The sequence below is a fragment of the Streptomyces pseudovenezuelae genome, assembly GCF_001513955.1.
GTDB classification, from domain to species: domain Bacteria; phylum Actinomycetota; class Actinomycetes; order Streptomycetales; family Streptomycetaceae; genus Streptomyces; species Streptomyces pseudovenezuelae.
This window is the reverse complement of the sequence record NZ_KQ948144.1, coordinates 852,085-866,405: the sequence shown is the minus strand read 5'-3', so window position 1 is coordinate 866,405 and position 14,321 is coordinate 852,085. Positions and strand designations below refer to the sequence as shown.

The window sequence follows — 14,321 nt, the reverse complement described above, 5'->3', positions numbered from 1 at the left end:
CCGCACCTCACTGCCAGAGCGTCCCGCACCGCCCGACCGAACCCGTCCCGACATCAAGGATGATGATCATGCGCACTCGCCGAGCCGCACTCACCGCCATAGCCGGCGCCGCCTCCCTCGCCCTGACCCTCTCGGCCTGCGGCCAGGACAGCAAGGGCGGCAGCGAGGAGTCCACCGGCAGCGCCAAGGGAGGCACCATCGGCATCGCGATGCCGACCAAGTCCTCCGAGCGCTGGATCGCCGACGGCAACAACGTCGTCAAGAACCTCAAGGCCAAGGGCTACAAGACCAAGCTGGTCTACGGTGAGGACGACCCCGACCAGCAGGTCTCGCAGATCGAGAACCTGATCACCCAGGGCGTCAAGGGCCTGATCGTCGCAGCCATCGACAACAAGTCGCTGAACAACGTGCTCCAGCAGGCCAAGGACGCCAAGATCCCGGTCATCGCCTACGACCGTCTGATCCTCGGCACGCCGAACGTCGACTACTACGCGTCGTTCGACAACACCAAGGTCGGTGAGCTGCAGGCCAGCTACATCGTCGACAAGCTGGGTCTGAAGAGCGGCAAGGGCCCCTTCAACATCGAGCTGTTCGCCGGCTCCAACGACGACAACAACACCAAGTACTTCTTCAACGGCGCGATGAGCGTGCTCCAGCCGTACATCGACAGCAAGAAGCTCGTCGTCAAGTCCAAGCAGACCAAGATCACCCAGGTCACCACGCTGCGCTGGGACGGTGCCACCGCGCAGAAGCGCATGGAGGACATCCTCACCTCGACGTACGGCAGCGGCAAGGTCGACGCGGTCCTGTCGCCGTACGACGGCATCTCCATCGGCATCCTCGCCGCGCTGAAGTCGGACGGCTACGGGTCCGCCAGCAAGCCGCTGCCGGTCATCACCGGCCAGGACGCCGAACTCGCCTCGGTGAAGTCGATCATCGCGGGCCAGCAGACGCAGACCGTCTACAAGGACACCCGCAAGCTCGCCGAGGTCGCCGCGAACATGGTGGACAGCGTCCTGAACGGCAAGAAGCCCGAGGTCAACGACACCAAGACGTACGACAACGGCTCCAAGGTCGTCCCCGCCTACCTGCTCCAGCCGGTGAGCGTCGACAAGAGCAACTACACCAAGGAACTGGTCGACACGGGCTACTACAAGGCGAGCGAGCTCAACTAGTCGAGCCACCTCCCTGTCGGCCCATCCCCCTGATTGAAAGGCACGACCATGGCGGGACCCGTCCTGGAAATGCGCTCGATCGTCAAGACCTTTCCCGGCGTCAAAGCGCTGTCGGACGTCACACTGACCGTCCGTCAGGGCGAGGTCCATGCCATCTGCGGTGAGAACGGCGCCGGGAAGTCCACCTTGATGAAGGTGCTCTCCGGCGTCCATCCGCACGGCACGTACGAGGGCGACATCCTCTTCGAGGGAGAGATCGTCTCCTTCAAGGACATCCGCGCGAGCGAGCAGCACGGCATCGTGATCATCCATCAGGAACTGGCCCTGGTGCCGTTCCTGTCGATCGCGGAGAACATCTTCCTCGGCAACGAACACGCCTCCGGCGGGTTCATCAACTGGAACGAGACGCTGAAGCACGCCACCGAGCTGCTGCGCCGGGTGGGCCTGAGCGACCACCCCGAGACCCGGATCACCGACATCGGTGTGGGCAAGCAGCAGCTGGTGGAGATCGCCAAGGCGCTCTCGAAGAAGGTGAAGCTGCTCATCCTCGACGAGCCGACCGCGGCTCTGAACGACGAGGACAGCGGCAAACTCCTGGATCTCATCCTGGAGTTGAAGAAGCAGGGCATCACCTCGATCATCATCTCCCACAAGCTCAACGAGATCCGCCGGGTCGCCGACTCGGTGACGATCCTCCGCGACGGGAAGTCGATCGAGACCCTGGACGTGAAGGCCCCGGAGACCACCGAGGACCGGATCATCTCGGGCATGGTCGGCCGCGACCTCGACCACCGTTTCCCCGACCGCACGCCGTACGAGGGCGAGACGGACGCGGCTCCGGCGCTGGAGATCCGCAACTGGACCGTGCACCACCCGATCGACCAGACGCGCAAGGTGGTCGACGACGTGTCGATCCATGTGCGGCGCGGGGAGATCGTCGGCATCGCGGGCCTGATGGGCGCGGGCCGCACCGAGCTCGCGATGAGCGTGTTCGGGCGCACCTACGGCCGGCACGCGGGCGGCCAGGTCTTCAAGGACGGCAAGGAGATCCGTACGAAGTCCGTCGCGGAGGCGGTCGAGCACGGCATCGCGTACGTCACCGAGGACCGCAAGCACTACGGCCTCAACCTCATCGACAACATCAACCGCAACATCTCGCTGACCGCCCTGAACAAGGTCGCCAAGCGCGGTGTGGTCGACGAGCACGAGGAGCGCAAGGTCGCCGAGCGCTTCCGCAAGTCGATGAACATCAAGGCGCCGACCGTCTTCGAGACGGTCGGCAGGCTGTCCGGCGGCAACCAGCAGAAGGTCGTCCTCAGCAAGTGGATCTTCGCGGGTCCCGAGGTGCTGATCCTGGACGAGCCCACGCGCGGCATCGACGTGGGCGCCAAGTACGAGATCTACACGGTCATCGACCAGCTGGCCGCCGAGGGCAAGGCGGTCGTCTTCATCTCCTCCGAGCTGCCGGAGCTGCTCGGTATGTGCGACCGCATCTACACCATGGCCGCCGGACGGCTCACGGGTGAGGTTCCGCGGGCCGAGGCCACGCAGGAAGTGCTGATGCGCCAGATGACGAAGGACAAAGAGGTAACGCGATGAGCACCGATGTGACGAAGGTTCCGGCCGCGGTGCCGCCCGGCAAGGGCGGGGGGTCGTCCTCCGACGAGGGCCTGCTCCAGCTGATGGTCGGCGGACTGCGCCGCAACATGCGGCAGTACGGCATGCTGATCGCGCTCGGCCTGATCGTCGCGCTGTTCGCGGTCTGGACCGACGGGGACCTGCTGCTGCCGCGCAACGTCTCCAACCTGGTGCTCCAGAACAGCTACATCCTGATCCTCGCGATCGGCATGATGCTGGTGATCATCGCGGGGCACATCGACCTGTCGGTGGGCTCGCTGACCGCGTTCGTGGGCGCCTTCGCGGCCGTGCTGACCGTGCAGCACGACGTGGCCTGGCCCGTCGCGCTGGTGCTGACCCTGGTGGTGGGCGCGGTCGCGGGCTCGGTCCAGGGCTATCTGATCGCGTATCTCGGCATACCGTCGTTCATCGTCACCCTGGCGGGCATGCTGCTCTTCCGCGGTCTGACGGAGATCCTCCTGGAGGGCCAGACCCTCGGCCCGTTCCCGGACGGTCTGCAGAAGCTCGGCAACGGCTTCCTGCCCGAGGTCGGCCCGGACACCAACTACCACAACCTCACCCTGCTGCTGGGCTTCGCGCTGCTGGCCTTCGTGGTCTACCAGGAGGTCCGCGACCGCAAGCGCCAGCAGGAGTTCGCGCTGGACGTGCTGCCCAGGAACGCCTTCCTGCTCAAGCTCGTCGCGATCGCCGCCGCGATCCTCGCGGTCACGATGCTGCTCGCCAGCTACCAGGGCGCGCCCATCATCCTGCTCGTCCTCGGTGTGCTGGTCGTCGGCTACGGCTACGTCATGCGCAACGCGGTCTTCGGCCGGCACATCTACGCGATCGGCGGCAACCTGCCGGCCGCGAAGCTGTCCGGCGTCAAGGACAAGAAGGTCACCTTCCTCGTCTTCCTGAACATGGGCGTGCTCGCGGCCCTGGCGGGTCTGGTGGTCGCGGCCCGTCTGAACGCGGCCTCCCCGAAGGCGGGCCTGAACTTCGAACTCGAGGCGATCGCCTCGTCGTTCATCGGTGGCGCGTCCATGAGCGGCGGCGTCGGAACCGTCCTCGGCGCGATCATCGGTGGTCTCGTCCTCGGTGTGCTGAACAACGGCATGAACCTCCTCAGCGTCGGCACCGACTGGCAACAGGTCATCAAGGGCCTCGCCCTGCTGGCCGCGGTCGGGTTCGACGTGTGGAACAAGCGCAAGTCCGGTTCGTAAGTCGTCTCGGGCCCCGCCGGTACCACCGGCGGGGCCCGTCTGCTGCACAGGAGCCGGGAAATGGAACAGAACACAGGCGAGGTCTTCGGCACCCTCGCCGACGGCACCGAGGTCCACATCTGGTCGCTGGCCAACGGCGGCACGAGGATGAAGGTCCTGTCCTGGGGCGGCGTCGTGCAGTCCCTGGAGATCCCGGACCGGCACGGCCACCACGCCAACGTCTCGGCGGGCTTCGACACCATCGAGGACTACGTCGCCAGGACCCCGTACTTCGGCGCGCTGATCGGGCGGTACGGCAACCGCATCGCCGAGGGCCGGTTCACCCTGGACGGCAAGAGCCACCAGCTCTCCGTCAACGACGGGGTCAACAGCCTGCACGGCGGCACCCAGGGCTTCGACAAGCGGGTGTGGGACGTCGAGCCGTTCACCGAGGGCCCGGACGTCGGCCTGCACCTGTACCGCACGTCCGTCGACGGCGAGATGGGCTACCCGGGCACCCTCAAGGTGAAGGTGACGTACACCCTCACCCGGGACGGCGACTGGCGGATCGACTACCAGGCCACCACCGACAAGGCCACCGTGGTCAACCTGACCAACCACGTGTACTGGAACCTCGGCGGCGAGGGCACCGGCACCATCGAGGACCACGAGCTGCGCATCGCCGCCTCCCGCTACACGCCCACCGACCCGGGTCTGATCCCCACCGGTGAGCTGGCGGAGGTCGCGGGCACCCCCTTCGACTTCCGCGAGGGCAAGCGGGTCGGCCGGGACATCCGGGCCGGCCACGAGCAGCAGGTCCACGCCAAGGGCTACGACCACAACTGGGTCCTCGACAAGGGCATCACCGCCGAGCCCGAGCACGTGGCGACCCTGCGCGACCCGTCCTCGGGCCGCACCCTGAAGATCTCCACCGTCGAGCCGGGTCTGCAGTTCTACTCGGGCAACTTCCTCGACGGCACCCTCACCGGCACCGGCGGCCACACCTACCGCCAGGGCGACGCCCTGTGCCTGGAGACACAGCACTTCCCGGACTCGCCGAACCACCCGTCGTTCCCCTCGACGGTGCTGCGTCCGGGCCAGACACACCGGTCGACGACGATCCACTCGTTCGGCGCCTGACCTGGTCAGATGCCGAATTCGGGGTCGGGGTTCCCGAACTCACACTTCTTTCACACCCGTTGAACAGCGCCACGCAGGCATCCGTATGTAAGGGCGGCCCGTGCTCCCCCGCGCGGGCCACCCAATGACGACGGACCCGGTCGTCCCCGCCGGGTCCGCCCCATACGGAGGTTCGATGGCCGACAACGTCACCTCGTTGTTCCGCAGCACGGCTGCGCACAGCCCGTCCATGGCGGCGCTGGCGCGCGAGGGCGGCGACGGGACGGGGCCGGTGGACTTCTGTATCCCCTGCAATCCCTACTTTCCCACTCCGGCGATGATGGACACCATGGCCGCGCGGCTGAAGGACATCATCACCTACTACCCCAGCAGCGCCGACACGATCACCGCCGAGCTGTGCAACCTGCTCCAACTGCCGCCGCAGGCCGTGGCGATGGGCAACGGCTCGACCGAGCTGATCACCTGGATCGACCACCTGCTGGTCCGCGAGTCCCTCGCCGTCCCCGTCCCCACCTTCGGCCGCTGGACCGACCAGCCGATGGAGACCGGCAAGCGGGTCGACATGTTCCCGCTCCAGGAGTCCAGCGGGTTCGCCCTGGACCTCGCGCAGTACGCCGAGTTCATACGCACCCGGGGCACGCGGGTCGCGGTCATCTGCAACCCGAACAACCCTGACGGCGGCTTCCTCCACAAGCACGCGCTCGTGCAGTTCATGGACGCCATGGCCGACCTGGACCTCATCGTCATCGACGAGTCGTTCCTGGAGTTCGCCGACGCCGAGCAGGAGCCCTCGGTGGTCCAGGAGGCGATGGTCCGGCCGAACGTCATCGTCCTGCGCAGCCTCGGCAAGAACTTCGGCCTGCACGGCATCCGCTTCGGCTACATGGTCGCCAACCCCTCCCTCGCGGGCCGGGTCCGCTCGATGCTGCCGAAGTGGAACCTCAACGCCTTCGCCGAGTACGTGGTGTTCATGCTCAAGGAGCACGGCGCCGAGTACGCGCAGAGCCTGCACCAGGTCCGCCGGGACCGCCTCGACATGGCGAGCCAGCTCGCCGCGCTGCCCGGCCTGACCGTCTACCCCTCGCAGGGGAACTTCCTCTTCGTGCGCCTGCCCGTCGGCGCCGAGGGCACCGTGGTCCGGGACCGGATGCTCACCGAGCACCGCATCCTCGTCCGCGAGTGCGGCAACAAGATCGGCTCGTCAAGCCGCTTCCTGCGGCTCGTGGTGCGCCCCCAGGTGGATGTGCGTCGCCTGGTGTCCGGCCTGGAACAGGTGCTCTACGGGACCAGGAGGGGAGCCGCCGTGCCCGAGCTCGCTCAAGGGACCAGCTACAGCTCGGGTACGGCGGCAGTGGACCGCCTCGTCGGCCAGACCAACGGGGCGGGCATGCAGGATCTCGCGGCGATGGCCGTCGGCGGTGGGGGGATGGGCCCGGGTGTCGGCATGCCGATGCCGGTCGCCCAGCCGGTGGCGGTGGCCGCGGCGGCGCCGATGGGCGCGGTCGGTTCGATGGGCGGCGTGGGCTCCATGGGCGGCGTCGGTTCCATGGCGGCGGCTGCCTCGATGGGGGCCGCTGCCTCGATGGAGGCAGCCGGTTCCATGGGAGCGGGGATGCCGATGCCGGCCCAGATGCCGGCTCCGGCCCCGATGCAGGCGCCCGCCCCGATGCCGGCCCCTGTGCCCGTGCCCGCCGCCCCGCCGGCTCCGGCACCCTTCGGGCCGACTCCGCCCGGAGTGCCGGCCCGTGGTGGCCTCACCGCGGCGCAGGTGCGCGGGATGACCGCACCGGCGCCGGGGGCCCCGCAGGAGCTGTCCCAGGCGCCCGCCACCGGCTGGCCCAACGCTCAGAGCTGGCCGAACGCGGCGGGGATGGGCCAGGCCGGCTGAGCGGCGTCGGCGGCGTCTAGTAGGCGACGGGCCACCCGCTGCTCCAGTTCAGCAGGTTGATGCCGAGCTTGGGTGTGCCGTTGTCGTTGCCGTCGTAGTAGTGGTAGACGATCAGGTCGCCGTCGGAGTCGTTCATGATCGACTGTCCGCCGGGGCCGATGTACCGGCCGTGCGACTCAAGGACCGGCGTGCCGCCGTTGTTCGTCATCGAGACGCCGTTCTTGTCGACGTACGGCCCGGTGATGCTGGTGGCGCGGCCCACCTTGACCTTGTAGGTCGAACTGGTGCCGGCGCAGCAGGTGTCGTAGGACGCGAAGAGGTAGTAGTAACCGTTCCGCTTCACGATGTACGGCGCCTCGACGGCCTTGGTCCCGGTGGGGCGGGAGGCGATCGAGTAGCGGGTGGTGTTGGTGGAGAGCTGCTTGCCGGTGGACGGGTTGAGCTGGATCATCTTCAGGCCGGTCCACCAACTGCCGAAGGACAGCCACCACTTGCCGTCGCCGTCGACGAACAGGTTCGGGTCGATGGCGTTGTAGTCGCTGGCGGTGGTGGAGGTGTACACGGTGCCCTGGTCGCTCCAGGAGCCGGGCAGCCCGGTGCCCGAAGTCGCCAGGCCTATCGCCGACTTGTTGGAGCCGAAGGTCGAGACGGCGTAGTACATCAGGTACTTGCCGCCCTGGTAGGAGATGTCGGGCGCCCAGGCCTCGGTGGCGTACGAGGACCACCAGCCCGGCTTGGCGGAGAAGGCGTCGCCGCCGGCCGTGAACGCGATCCGGTCGGTGGAGGTGCGGTAGCCGAGGCCGCCGCCGGTGCCGTACAGCAGGTAACGGCCCGCCGAGGTACGGATCATCGTCGGGTCGTGGATGGTGGTGGCCCCGGTGACGGTCCCGGGGTTGGGGTACGCGGAGGCCGTGCCCGGGATCAGGGCGAGCAGGAAGGCCACGGGGACGGCCAGAAGTGAGGTGCGGCGCACGGTGACGCTCCTTTGACGGATGCCAGTGGGGGGATGTTCGATATGCCGATCACCGATCAGAGCTTCGGACGGGACCGTAGAATCGAACCCCTTGCGCGTCAATGCTCCGCGCACGCCTCAGTGGTGGTCAGTGGCCTGACGATGCGGATGTTCCTGGGACGGGGTTCCGCCACCCATGCCCATGCCCATGCCGCCGTCCGGGGCGTCGACGCGTGCCCGGCTCAGCCGACCTGCTCGAAGACCATCGACCACCAGCTGTCCGGCTGGGCGAAGGCGTAGGGGTCGCGGGCCTTGAGGTACTCGACGAGCTTGTCGGTGTACGGGGCGCGGTCCTGGGGTGCGGCCTGCTCCAGGTGCCTGGCACGCAGGGCGAAGCGGTACAGGAACTCGACGAGGTCGGCGAGGGTGCGGTTGACGATCTCGGCGCGCGGCTCCGCGTCGAAGGACATGAGGATGACGTAGCCGCGGTCCATGTCCAGGCAGTACCGCATCACCGGGTCGTCGGTGGGGCCGCCCAGGACGAGGATGTGGGTCTCCTCCCCGCCGGCGGCCACCGGCACCACGGTGAAGGGGTCGGGTCCCTCCTCGGCGGTGTCGAGGATGAACAGCACGTCGACGAAGACGGGCACACCGACCTCGCACAGCACCTCGGCGTCGGCCTCGGACAGTCCGCGCTCCTCGGCGACGGCACGGTCCAGCGTGACCACGCGGTCCGCGCCGAACAGCTCCGTCATCTCGTCATGGGTGGCCATGCGTCCTCTGCTTCCCTTCGTCCTGCCTCAGCCGGTCAGACCGGCTCGGCGCAGCAGCTTCAGCCAATCGTCGTACTCCAGCAACTCGTCGTCGATCAGAGCGAGCCGGGCGTACTCGTCGGGAGCGACCAACCGCTCCAGGAAGAACGCCCCCAGCCCGGGCGCGAGCTGCTCGAAGCGCTCCGCGTCGGGCCAGTCCGGGCCTTCTTCAACGGCTCCGAGAAGGTCGCCGCTCGCGCGGTCGACGAAGACAGGGGCCTCCTGGATCATCCCGACACAGTAGAGCTTCTCGGGGGACAGCGGCAGCGGGGAGTCGACCACCGGCTCGCAGTAGAACTGGTGCTCCTCGGCTTCCGCCAGGCTGAAGAGCTGCACGGACGGCCCGCAGCCCACGCCGTTCAGCACCCGGCAGAAGTCCAGGAACGCCCGCGGCACCCCTTCGGCCTCCGCGGCGGCGGCCGTCTCCTCGTCGATCGTCCCACCGAGCGTGAACCCGAGCAGGTCCGGGCTCTCCAACAGTGCCAACCGCAGGGCGTCCACCGTCGCGATCAGACGGGACGGCGCATGGCTCGCGCTAGTCATCTGGCCACCATTTGATGTCGATGTTGATCGGATTGCCGTCCGGTAGATCCTTGATCTGCGGGCGTATCTGGTTCCACCCGATGTCCTGGTTCGTGACCCGGTCAAGCATCCGCAGGTTACGCCACGCGTCCGGACCACCGGTCTGCAGCTCGTGGACGTGGTCGGGCGACATGTTACGGGCGGCCTCCGCGGCCTCCCTGGCAAAGTCGGGGTCGTCCTTGTTGTTCCTGAGGATCAGGGCGGTCAGCGCGCCCTTGTAGTCAGCTGTGATCTTCGAGTCACGGTAGTCCTTGGTCCTGCCCTTGAACTTGAAGAGCTTTCCGTCCTCCCCCAACCGCTGAAGGGCCCGTGCCTTCCGCTCGAAGGCCTGCTTGGGCATGCCGGGCTTCCACTCCAGCGTGACGGTGTGCGGGTCCTTCGTCGTGTCCGGCCGGTCCTTGCCGATCCCGCCCCCGTCACGGACCGCGTCCTGGTCGCGGGAGCGCTTGACGATGCTCTGGAGCATCGTCTCGATGTTCTTGTCGTTGCGCGCGTGGTTGTCGCCCATGGCCCGCACGCCCTTGGACACGTCCTGGAGGTGCTTGTGGAGCTGGTCCTCGGCCTCCTCGATGGCTCTGAGGATCTTCTCGGCCCCGGTCTCGACGGCCGCCGCGAGGGCGCCCTTGCCCCGGGTCCGGTTCAGTCCCGCGCGGCTGCGGCGCAGATGGGGGCGGGCGCCGGACTCGTGCTCGTCGGCCTGGGAGGTGATCCGGTCGGCGAGCCGGTCGTGGAGGTCCTTGTCGCTGCGGACGGTGTCGCTCACGCGGCGCCTCCCTTGCCGGTGAGGGTCCCGGTGGTCCCCGTCGCGGCGTCCAGCCCCTCGGAGAAGCCCTCGCTGCCGGCGTGCAGGGTCTTGCCGGGGCTGTAACCGTCCTGCAGTCCCACGGCGTTGGCGCCGAGCTGGAGAACGAGGTCGGTGGCCATGTTGCCGAGCGCGGAGTAGACCGGGCCCATGGCCACGGACATGAGCTCCTCCATGAGGAGCTGCTCGGCCTCCTTCAGCAGCCGCCGCACGATGAGACGGGTGGCCTGGGTGGCACCGAGCGCGCCGACCTCGGAGAGCCCGAGCGTGAACGGCGCGGCGGCCTGGGCGGCGATGATCTCGGCGGCGAGGATGCCGAGTTGGACGATGGCGGCGACCTTGGCTCCGGCCACGGCGATCGCGGCACCGTCCAGGGCCGTCGCCCCGAGGTCGGCGGCCTGACCGAGCCGTTCCAGGTGTACGTCGCTGACCTTGCCCCAGTGCTGCTGGAAAGCCGCGGTCGCGATGCCCTCGTTGCCCTCCAGGAACTCCTGGACGACGCTCGTCGTGGCGTCCTTGCCCTCCCGCATCTGCGAGGCGAAGGAACGCAGGCCGTCGGCCATGTCCCGGTAGTCGTCCTCGTCGACGTTGGGCCACTCGACGCCGATGAGATCCAGCACCCAGGCCGCCTCGTCGGGCAGCACGACCCCCATGCTCGTTCCCCCTTTGTCTTGGCAGGACCATTTCAGGTCACGCGTACGACGGCCGAACTTTACTACGGGGGGCGGGAATTACTGGAGGGGCGGGAGAGGACGGGGTGCGGCGGGCTGGGGTTCGGCGGCTGAATTCAGTGGTGGGGGGGAGGAGTCGAGCCGTAGTACTCGGGGCCGGTTGTTCGGCTGGCGCTGAACTCGGAGGCCAGGTCGGGCATGGCCCGTTCCCCCGGCCATCGCTGAACCCAACTCACCGGTCCGGAACCGCCCTTCGCCGGGAGGAACCGAACGGCCCTGGGCGGAGCGGGTGTTCAGCCGCGGCCGAAGGGCCCTGCCGGGCGGGAGCCGCCCAGTCCGGGCGCGCCGGGGTTCCGCCAGGGCCCAGAGGGCTGCTGAGGAGCCTGACGGGGCGTCGCCTCGGGCTGTGCCGTGCCCTGTCCTTGGCCCTGGTCGCCGCTCTCGTCCCCGGCGCTCCGCGCCTCCTGCCATGCGCCGAAGCGCTCACCCGCCTCACGGGCCTCGGCGTCGGTACGCCGCTCCCCCGCCCGGCGGACGCTGTCGGCGCCGGAGAACAGGGCGGCGGTGTACTCCGGGTCGGTGAAGGCCTGTTCGGCGGTGAGGTCACCGCGCAGCACCCCGGTCGCCATCTCCCGCAGCTTCGGATCGGGCCCGGTGCTCAGGGTGCGCAGCGCGCGGAGCAGGCTGCGGGCGCGCTCCTCGTCCTTGGCTACGCCCAGCAACTCCGCCTGGTCCACTTCCCGTCCGTCCGGCACGCGAGCCTCCCCCTTCCGTATGCCTCGGCCCAGTATCCAACAGCCCCGTGGGGCACGGGAGTCGGGGAGCGCGAGGGATCCTCACGGCGTGAGCGTGTCCCGCATCGCCTTCGCGGTGACCGCGGGGTCGTAGCCCCGGGGAACGCCCTCGACCAGGATGATGTCGCCCTGGATGTGCCGCGAGCGCAGCGGCGCGATCTCCTGGTAGGCGGCGGAGTCCCACCAAGCCCGCGCCTCGGCGATCCCGGGAAACCCGATCACCACGACGTGCCCGGGCCAGCCGCCCTCCTTCACCTCGTGCTGCGCGCCGTGCACGAGGAAGCTCCCGCCGTACGGCTCGAAGGTGGCGGTGATGCGCTCGATGTACTCGGCGATCTCCGGATGCGGCGCGGCGTCCCGCAGGTGGGCGATGGCGTAGGCGGTCATGTCGTCCTCCCGGTCGGTAGGGCTCCGTACGCGGATGAGCCTCGCACGCACGCCGGACCGGGGTCGATTACCCGAGGGGTAAGCGGTCAGCGGCACCGAGCGGGGTCTTCGGGGGCCTCCGGGTCCGAACGCCCCAGCAGTTCGGCCAGAGGCGTCCCGCTGCGCGCCGCCGCGGCCCGGCGCGCCCGTAGCTGAGCGCGGGTACGAGGGCGGAACTTGGGCTCCCTGCCACAGCCGCAGGGCTCACGCCCCTCGTAGCGCAGACCTGCGGCGAGCACGGCCGCCACCACGCTCCATGCCTTCACGTCCCGCCGCCGGGGTGCCGCGAAGTCCCGCCCGGCGCAGCTCATCGGCGTGGCGCAGCGGGGGCACCGATGCCCGCCGGGGCCGGGATGCCGCTTGAACGCGACACGGCAGGGCACGCACGCGTAGTGCAGCTTGTATGCCTTGTCGGCGTAGTGGCACATGAGCCGAAGGTACCGGTCGGCACGACGGCCCCCGAACCGCTTTCCGCGAGACGCGGCCCCCGCCGCACGGCAAGCAGCGACACGGACTCCTCGCGCGAGGCCATCCAGACGTCACACCACCCCCCACATACAACCGACCCCGGACAGCACGCGGCCCGCAGCCCCGCCGCACCCGCAGGCTCGACGCCGACCACGAGGCCCGCACCACCACATCAGCCGGGGGCTACCGCCGAACCGGTTCCAGCGCCACGCCACCCTCCACGCAGCCGGTGCCCGGCCCCCGGACAGCGCATGGCCCCGCAGCCCCGCCGCACCCGCAGGCTCGACGCCGACCGCAGGGCCCGCACCACCGCGTCAGCGAGAGACGGCCGCCGAACCGCTTCCCGCGAGACGCGGCCCTCACCGCACGGCAAGCAGCAACGCGAACCCTTCGCGCGAGACCGTCCACACGTCACACAGCCGCCCCCGGACAGCACGCGACCCCGCAGCCCCGCCGCACCCGCAGGTTCGACGCCGACCGCAGGGCCCGCACCACCGCGTCAGCCGGAGGCGACCGCCGGGCCGAAGTCCGCCTCCAGCCGCTCTCTCCACCCCGCCTCCGCCAGCCCCGCCCCCACCAGCACGTCCCGCCAGTCCTCCTTGGCCAGCTGGACGGCGTCGAGGAGCCGGTCCACCCGGCCCTGTCCGCACAGCAGCGTCGCGGCGGCGATCCGTTCCTTGTCCTCCTGGTCGCCCCGGTCGGTCAGGTGGTTGACCAGCTCGGTGAGGAGATCGCCCACCACCTCGCCCTCCCGGCCGGGGAAGTCCTCCGCGATGCGCCGTTCGACCCGCACGGTAAGCCCCATTTACCCTCCTTGTCGGCATACGCCCCGATACCGTACCGCGCCCACCGCCGACGACACCGCAACCTGTCTCGCACGGAACTTGACGACCCCTCACTTTGCCGAACTGACAGCCCATCAACAGAAACTCCTTCTACGGTGTCGTGTTCATGACAGACACCCCCATGAACGACACCCCCATGACCGAGGCCCCCGCGAGAGACGCCCTCGCCCGCCGCACCGTCCTGGTCGCCACGGGCGCCACCGCCGCCACCCTCGCCGTGGGCGCGGCCGTGTCCGGCACCCCCGCCTCGCGGACGGCCGACACCGCCGACACCGTCCCCGTGGCCGCCGCGGCGGTCTGCACCCTCACCCGGGAGATGACCGAAGGCCCCTACTACCTCGACGGCCAGTACGTCCGCTCCGACATCACCGAGGGCAAGACCGGCTTCCCGCTCGAACTCGCCCTCACCGTCGTCGACGACGACACCTGCGCCACCATCAGCAACGCCCTCGTGGAGATCTGGCACTGCGACGCGCTCGGCGAGTACTCCGGCTACGTCGGCAACAACGGCCACAACGAGCCCGACAGCGGCACCTTCCTGCGCGGCGGCGTCCTCACCGGCACCGGCGGCGTCGCCCGCATCACCACGGTCTACCCGGGCTGGTACCGGGGCCGCTGCGTGCACATCCACGTGAAGGTGCACGTCGGCGTCACCCTCACCTCGGACGGCTCCTTCACCGGCGGCACCGAACTCCACACCGGCCAGCTCTTCTTCGACGAGACGATCACCGCCAAGGTCGGCGCGCGCTCGCCGTACTCGGCCAACACGGTCACCCGCACCACCCTCGCCCAGGACGGGATCTACGACGACGGCGGCGCCGCGTCCGGTCTGCTGACCCTGACCGCCCTCGGCAGCAGCCCCTCGGCCGGCTACTCCGGCACCCTGACCCTCGGCGTCGAGAGGAGCTGAACCCGGCACCCGAACCGCCCGCCGCCCTCAGGGCGGC

At 69.2% G+C, this 14,321-nt stretch carries 15 protein-coding genes; 6 read left to right on the top strand and 9 right to left on the bottom strand.

The annotated features are described in order from the left end of the window. The first annotated feature begins 68 nt into the window (after window positions 1–68). From chvE to AQI94_RS03690, 5 genes are all read left to right on the top strand, one after another. The gene (gene chvE / locus AQI94_RS03710) at window positions 69–1,175 is read left to right on the top strand and encodes a multiple monosaccharide ABC transporter substrate-binding protein (protein WP_031056086.1); all 1,107 of its coding nucleotides are present in this window, start codon (window positions 69–71) and stop codon (window positions 1,173–1,175) included. A 48-nt stretch (window positions 1,176–1,223) separates the two neighbouring features. Further along, window positions 1,224–2,774: a multiple monosaccharide ABC transporter ATP-binding protein gene (gene mmsA, locus AQI94_RS03705; protein WP_031056089.1), complete on the top strand. Its 1,551-nt coding sequence runs from the start codon at window positions 1,224–1,226 to the stop codon at window positions 2,772–2,774. Then, window positions 2,771–4,015 carry a multiple monosaccharide ABC transporter permease gene (gene mmsB / locus AQI94_RS03700; RefSeq protein ID WP_031056092.1) on the top strand — a complete coding sequence of 415 codons (1,245 nt, stop codon included), beginning with the start codon at window positions 2,771–2,773 and terminating at the stop codon, window positions 4,013–4,015. Before mmsA ends, mmsB begins: the two co-directional genes overlap by 4 nt. Window positions 4,016–4,075: 60 nt before the next feature. Further along, entirely contained in the window at window positions 4,076–5,134 is a 1,059-nt protein-coding gene (locus AQI94_RS03695) for an aldose epimerase family protein (protein WP_031056096.1), read from the top strand. Between the two features lie 175 nt (window positions 5,135–5,309). Next, entirely contained in the window at window positions 5,310–7,022 is a 1,713-nt protein-coding gene (locus tag AQI94_RS03690; RefSeq protein ID WP_062229581.1) for a pyridoxal phosphate-dependent aminotransferase, read from the top strand. Between the two features lie 16 nt (window positions 7,023–7,038). Here AQI94_RS03690 and AQI94_RS03685 read toward each other — a convergent pair whose 3' ends face one another. From AQI94_RS03685 to AQI94_RS03650, 9 genes are all read right to left on the bottom strand, one after another. After that, the gene (locus AQI94_RS03685) at window positions 7,039–7,995 is read right to left on the bottom strand and encodes an arabinan endo-1,5-alpha-L-arabinosidase (RefSeq protein ID WP_031048827.1); all 957 of its coding nucleotides are present in this window, start codon (window positions 7,993–7,995) and stop codon (window positions 7,039–7,041) included. A 221-nt stretch (window positions 7,996–8,216) separates the two neighbouring features. Next, entirely contained in the window at window positions 8,217–8,747 is a 531-nt protein-coding gene (locus tag AQI94_RS03680) for an SUKH-4 family immunity protein (protein ID WP_031048825.1), read from the bottom strand. A 27-nt stretch (window positions 8,748–8,774) separates the two neighbouring features. Continuing rightward, complete coding sequence (locus AQI94_RS03675) at window positions 8,775–9,329, bottom strand: hypothetical protein (RefSeq protein ID WP_225890149.1); 555 nt, start codon at window positions 9,327–9,329, stop codon at window positions 8,775–8,777. After that, on the bottom strand, window positions 9,322–10,131 hold the full coding sequence (locus tag AQI94_RS03670) for a hypothetical protein (RefSeq protein WP_031048821.1): 810 nt from the start codon (window positions 10,129–10,131) through the stop codon (window positions 9,322–9,324). The genes AQI94_RS03675 and AQI94_RS03670 overlap by 8 nt, the downstream gene beginning before the upstream one ends. Next, on the bottom strand, window positions 10,128–10,823 hold the full coding sequence (locus AQI94_RS03665; protein WP_031048819.1) for a WXG100-like domain-containing protein: 696 nt from the start codon (window positions 10,821–10,823) through the stop codon (window positions 10,128–10,130). Before AQI94_RS03665 ends, AQI94_RS03670 begins: the two co-directional genes overlap by 4 nt. A 311-nt stretch (window positions 10,824–11,134) precedes the next feature. Then, complete coding sequence (locus tag AQI94_RS03660; RefSeq protein ID WP_225890148.1) at window positions 11,135–11,596, bottom strand: hypothetical protein; 462 nt, start codon at window positions 11,594–11,596, stop codon at window positions 11,135–11,137. A gap of 81 nt (window positions 11,597–11,677) precedes the next feature. Continuing rightward, entirely contained in the window at window positions 11,678–12,022 is a 345-nt protein-coding gene (locus AQI94_RS03655; RefSeq protein ID WP_031048813.1) for a DUF1330 domain-containing protein, read from the bottom strand. Window positions 12,023–12,108: 86 nt separating this feature from the next. Continuing rightward, the gene (locus AQI94_RS42480; protein WP_199814344.1) at window positions 12,109–12,489 is read right to left on the bottom strand and encodes a hypothetical protein; all 381 of its coding nucleotides are present in this window, start codon (window positions 12,487–12,489) and stop codon (window positions 12,109–12,111) included. 539 nt (window positions 12,490–13,028) lie between these two features. Further along, window positions 13,029–13,334: a hypothetical protein gene (locus tag AQI94_RS03650; RefSeq protein ID WP_020116160.1), complete on the bottom strand. Its 306-nt coding sequence runs from the start codon at window positions 13,332–13,334 to the stop codon at window positions 13,029–13,031. 146 nt (window positions 13,335–13,480) lie between these two features. Here AQI94_RS03650 and AQI94_RS03645 point away from each other — a divergent pair, with 146 nt between their 5' ends. After that, a complete protein-coding gene (locus tag AQI94_RS03645) occupies window positions 13,481–14,284 on the top strand; it encodes an intradiol ring-cleavage dioxygenase (RefSeq protein ID WP_225890147.1) in 804 nt (267 codons plus the stop codon). Window positions 14,285–14,321: the final 37 nt, after the last annotated feature.

Coding starts and splice junctions, on each gene's coding strand:
- chvE (WP_031056086.1), top strand. CDS start 69: ATGCGCACTCGCCGAGCCGCACTCACCGCCATAGCCGGCGCCGCCTCC.
- mmsA (WP_031056089.1), top strand. CDS start 1,224: ATGGCGGGACCCGTCCTGGAAATGCGCTCGATCGTCAAGACCTTTCCC.
- mmsB (WP_031056092.1), top strand. CDS start 2,771: ATGAGCACCGATGTGACGAAGGTTCCGGCCGCGGTGCCGCCCGGCAAG.
- AQI94_RS03695 (WP_031056096.1), top strand. CDS start 4,076: ATGGAACAGAACACAGGCGAGGTCTTCGGCACCCTCGCCGACGGCACC.
- AQI94_RS03690 (WP_062229581.1), top strand. CDS start 5,310: ATGGCCGACAACGTCACCTCGTTGTTCCGCAGCACGGCTGCGCACAGC.
- AQI94_RS03680 (WP_031048825.1), bottom strand. CDS start 8,747: ATGGCCACCCATGACGAGATGACGGAGCTGTTCGGCGCGGACCGCGTG.
- AQI94_RS03675 (WP_225890149.1), bottom strand. CDS start 9,329: ATGACTAGCGCGAGCCATGCGCCGTCCCGTCTGATCGCGACGGTGGAC.
- AQI94_RS03665 (WP_031048819.1), bottom strand. CDS start 10,823: ATGGGGGTCGTGCTGCCCGACGAGGCGGCCTGGGTGCTGGATCTCATC.
- AQI94_RS03655 (WP_031048813.1), bottom strand. CDS start 12,022: ATGACCGCCTACGCCATCGCCCACCTGCGGGACGCCGCGCCGCATCCG.
- AQI94_RS42480 (WP_199814344.1), bottom strand. CDS start 12,489: ATGTGCCACTACGCCGACAAGGCATACAAGCTGCACTACGCGTGCGTG.
- AQI94_RS03650 (WP_020116160.1), bottom strand. CDS start 13,334: ATGGGGCTTACCGTGCGGGTCGAACGGCGCATCGCGGAGGACTTCCCC.
- AQI94_RS03645 (WP_225890147.1), top strand. CDS start 13,481: ATGACAGACACCCCCATGAACGACACCCCCATGACCGAGGCCCCCGCG.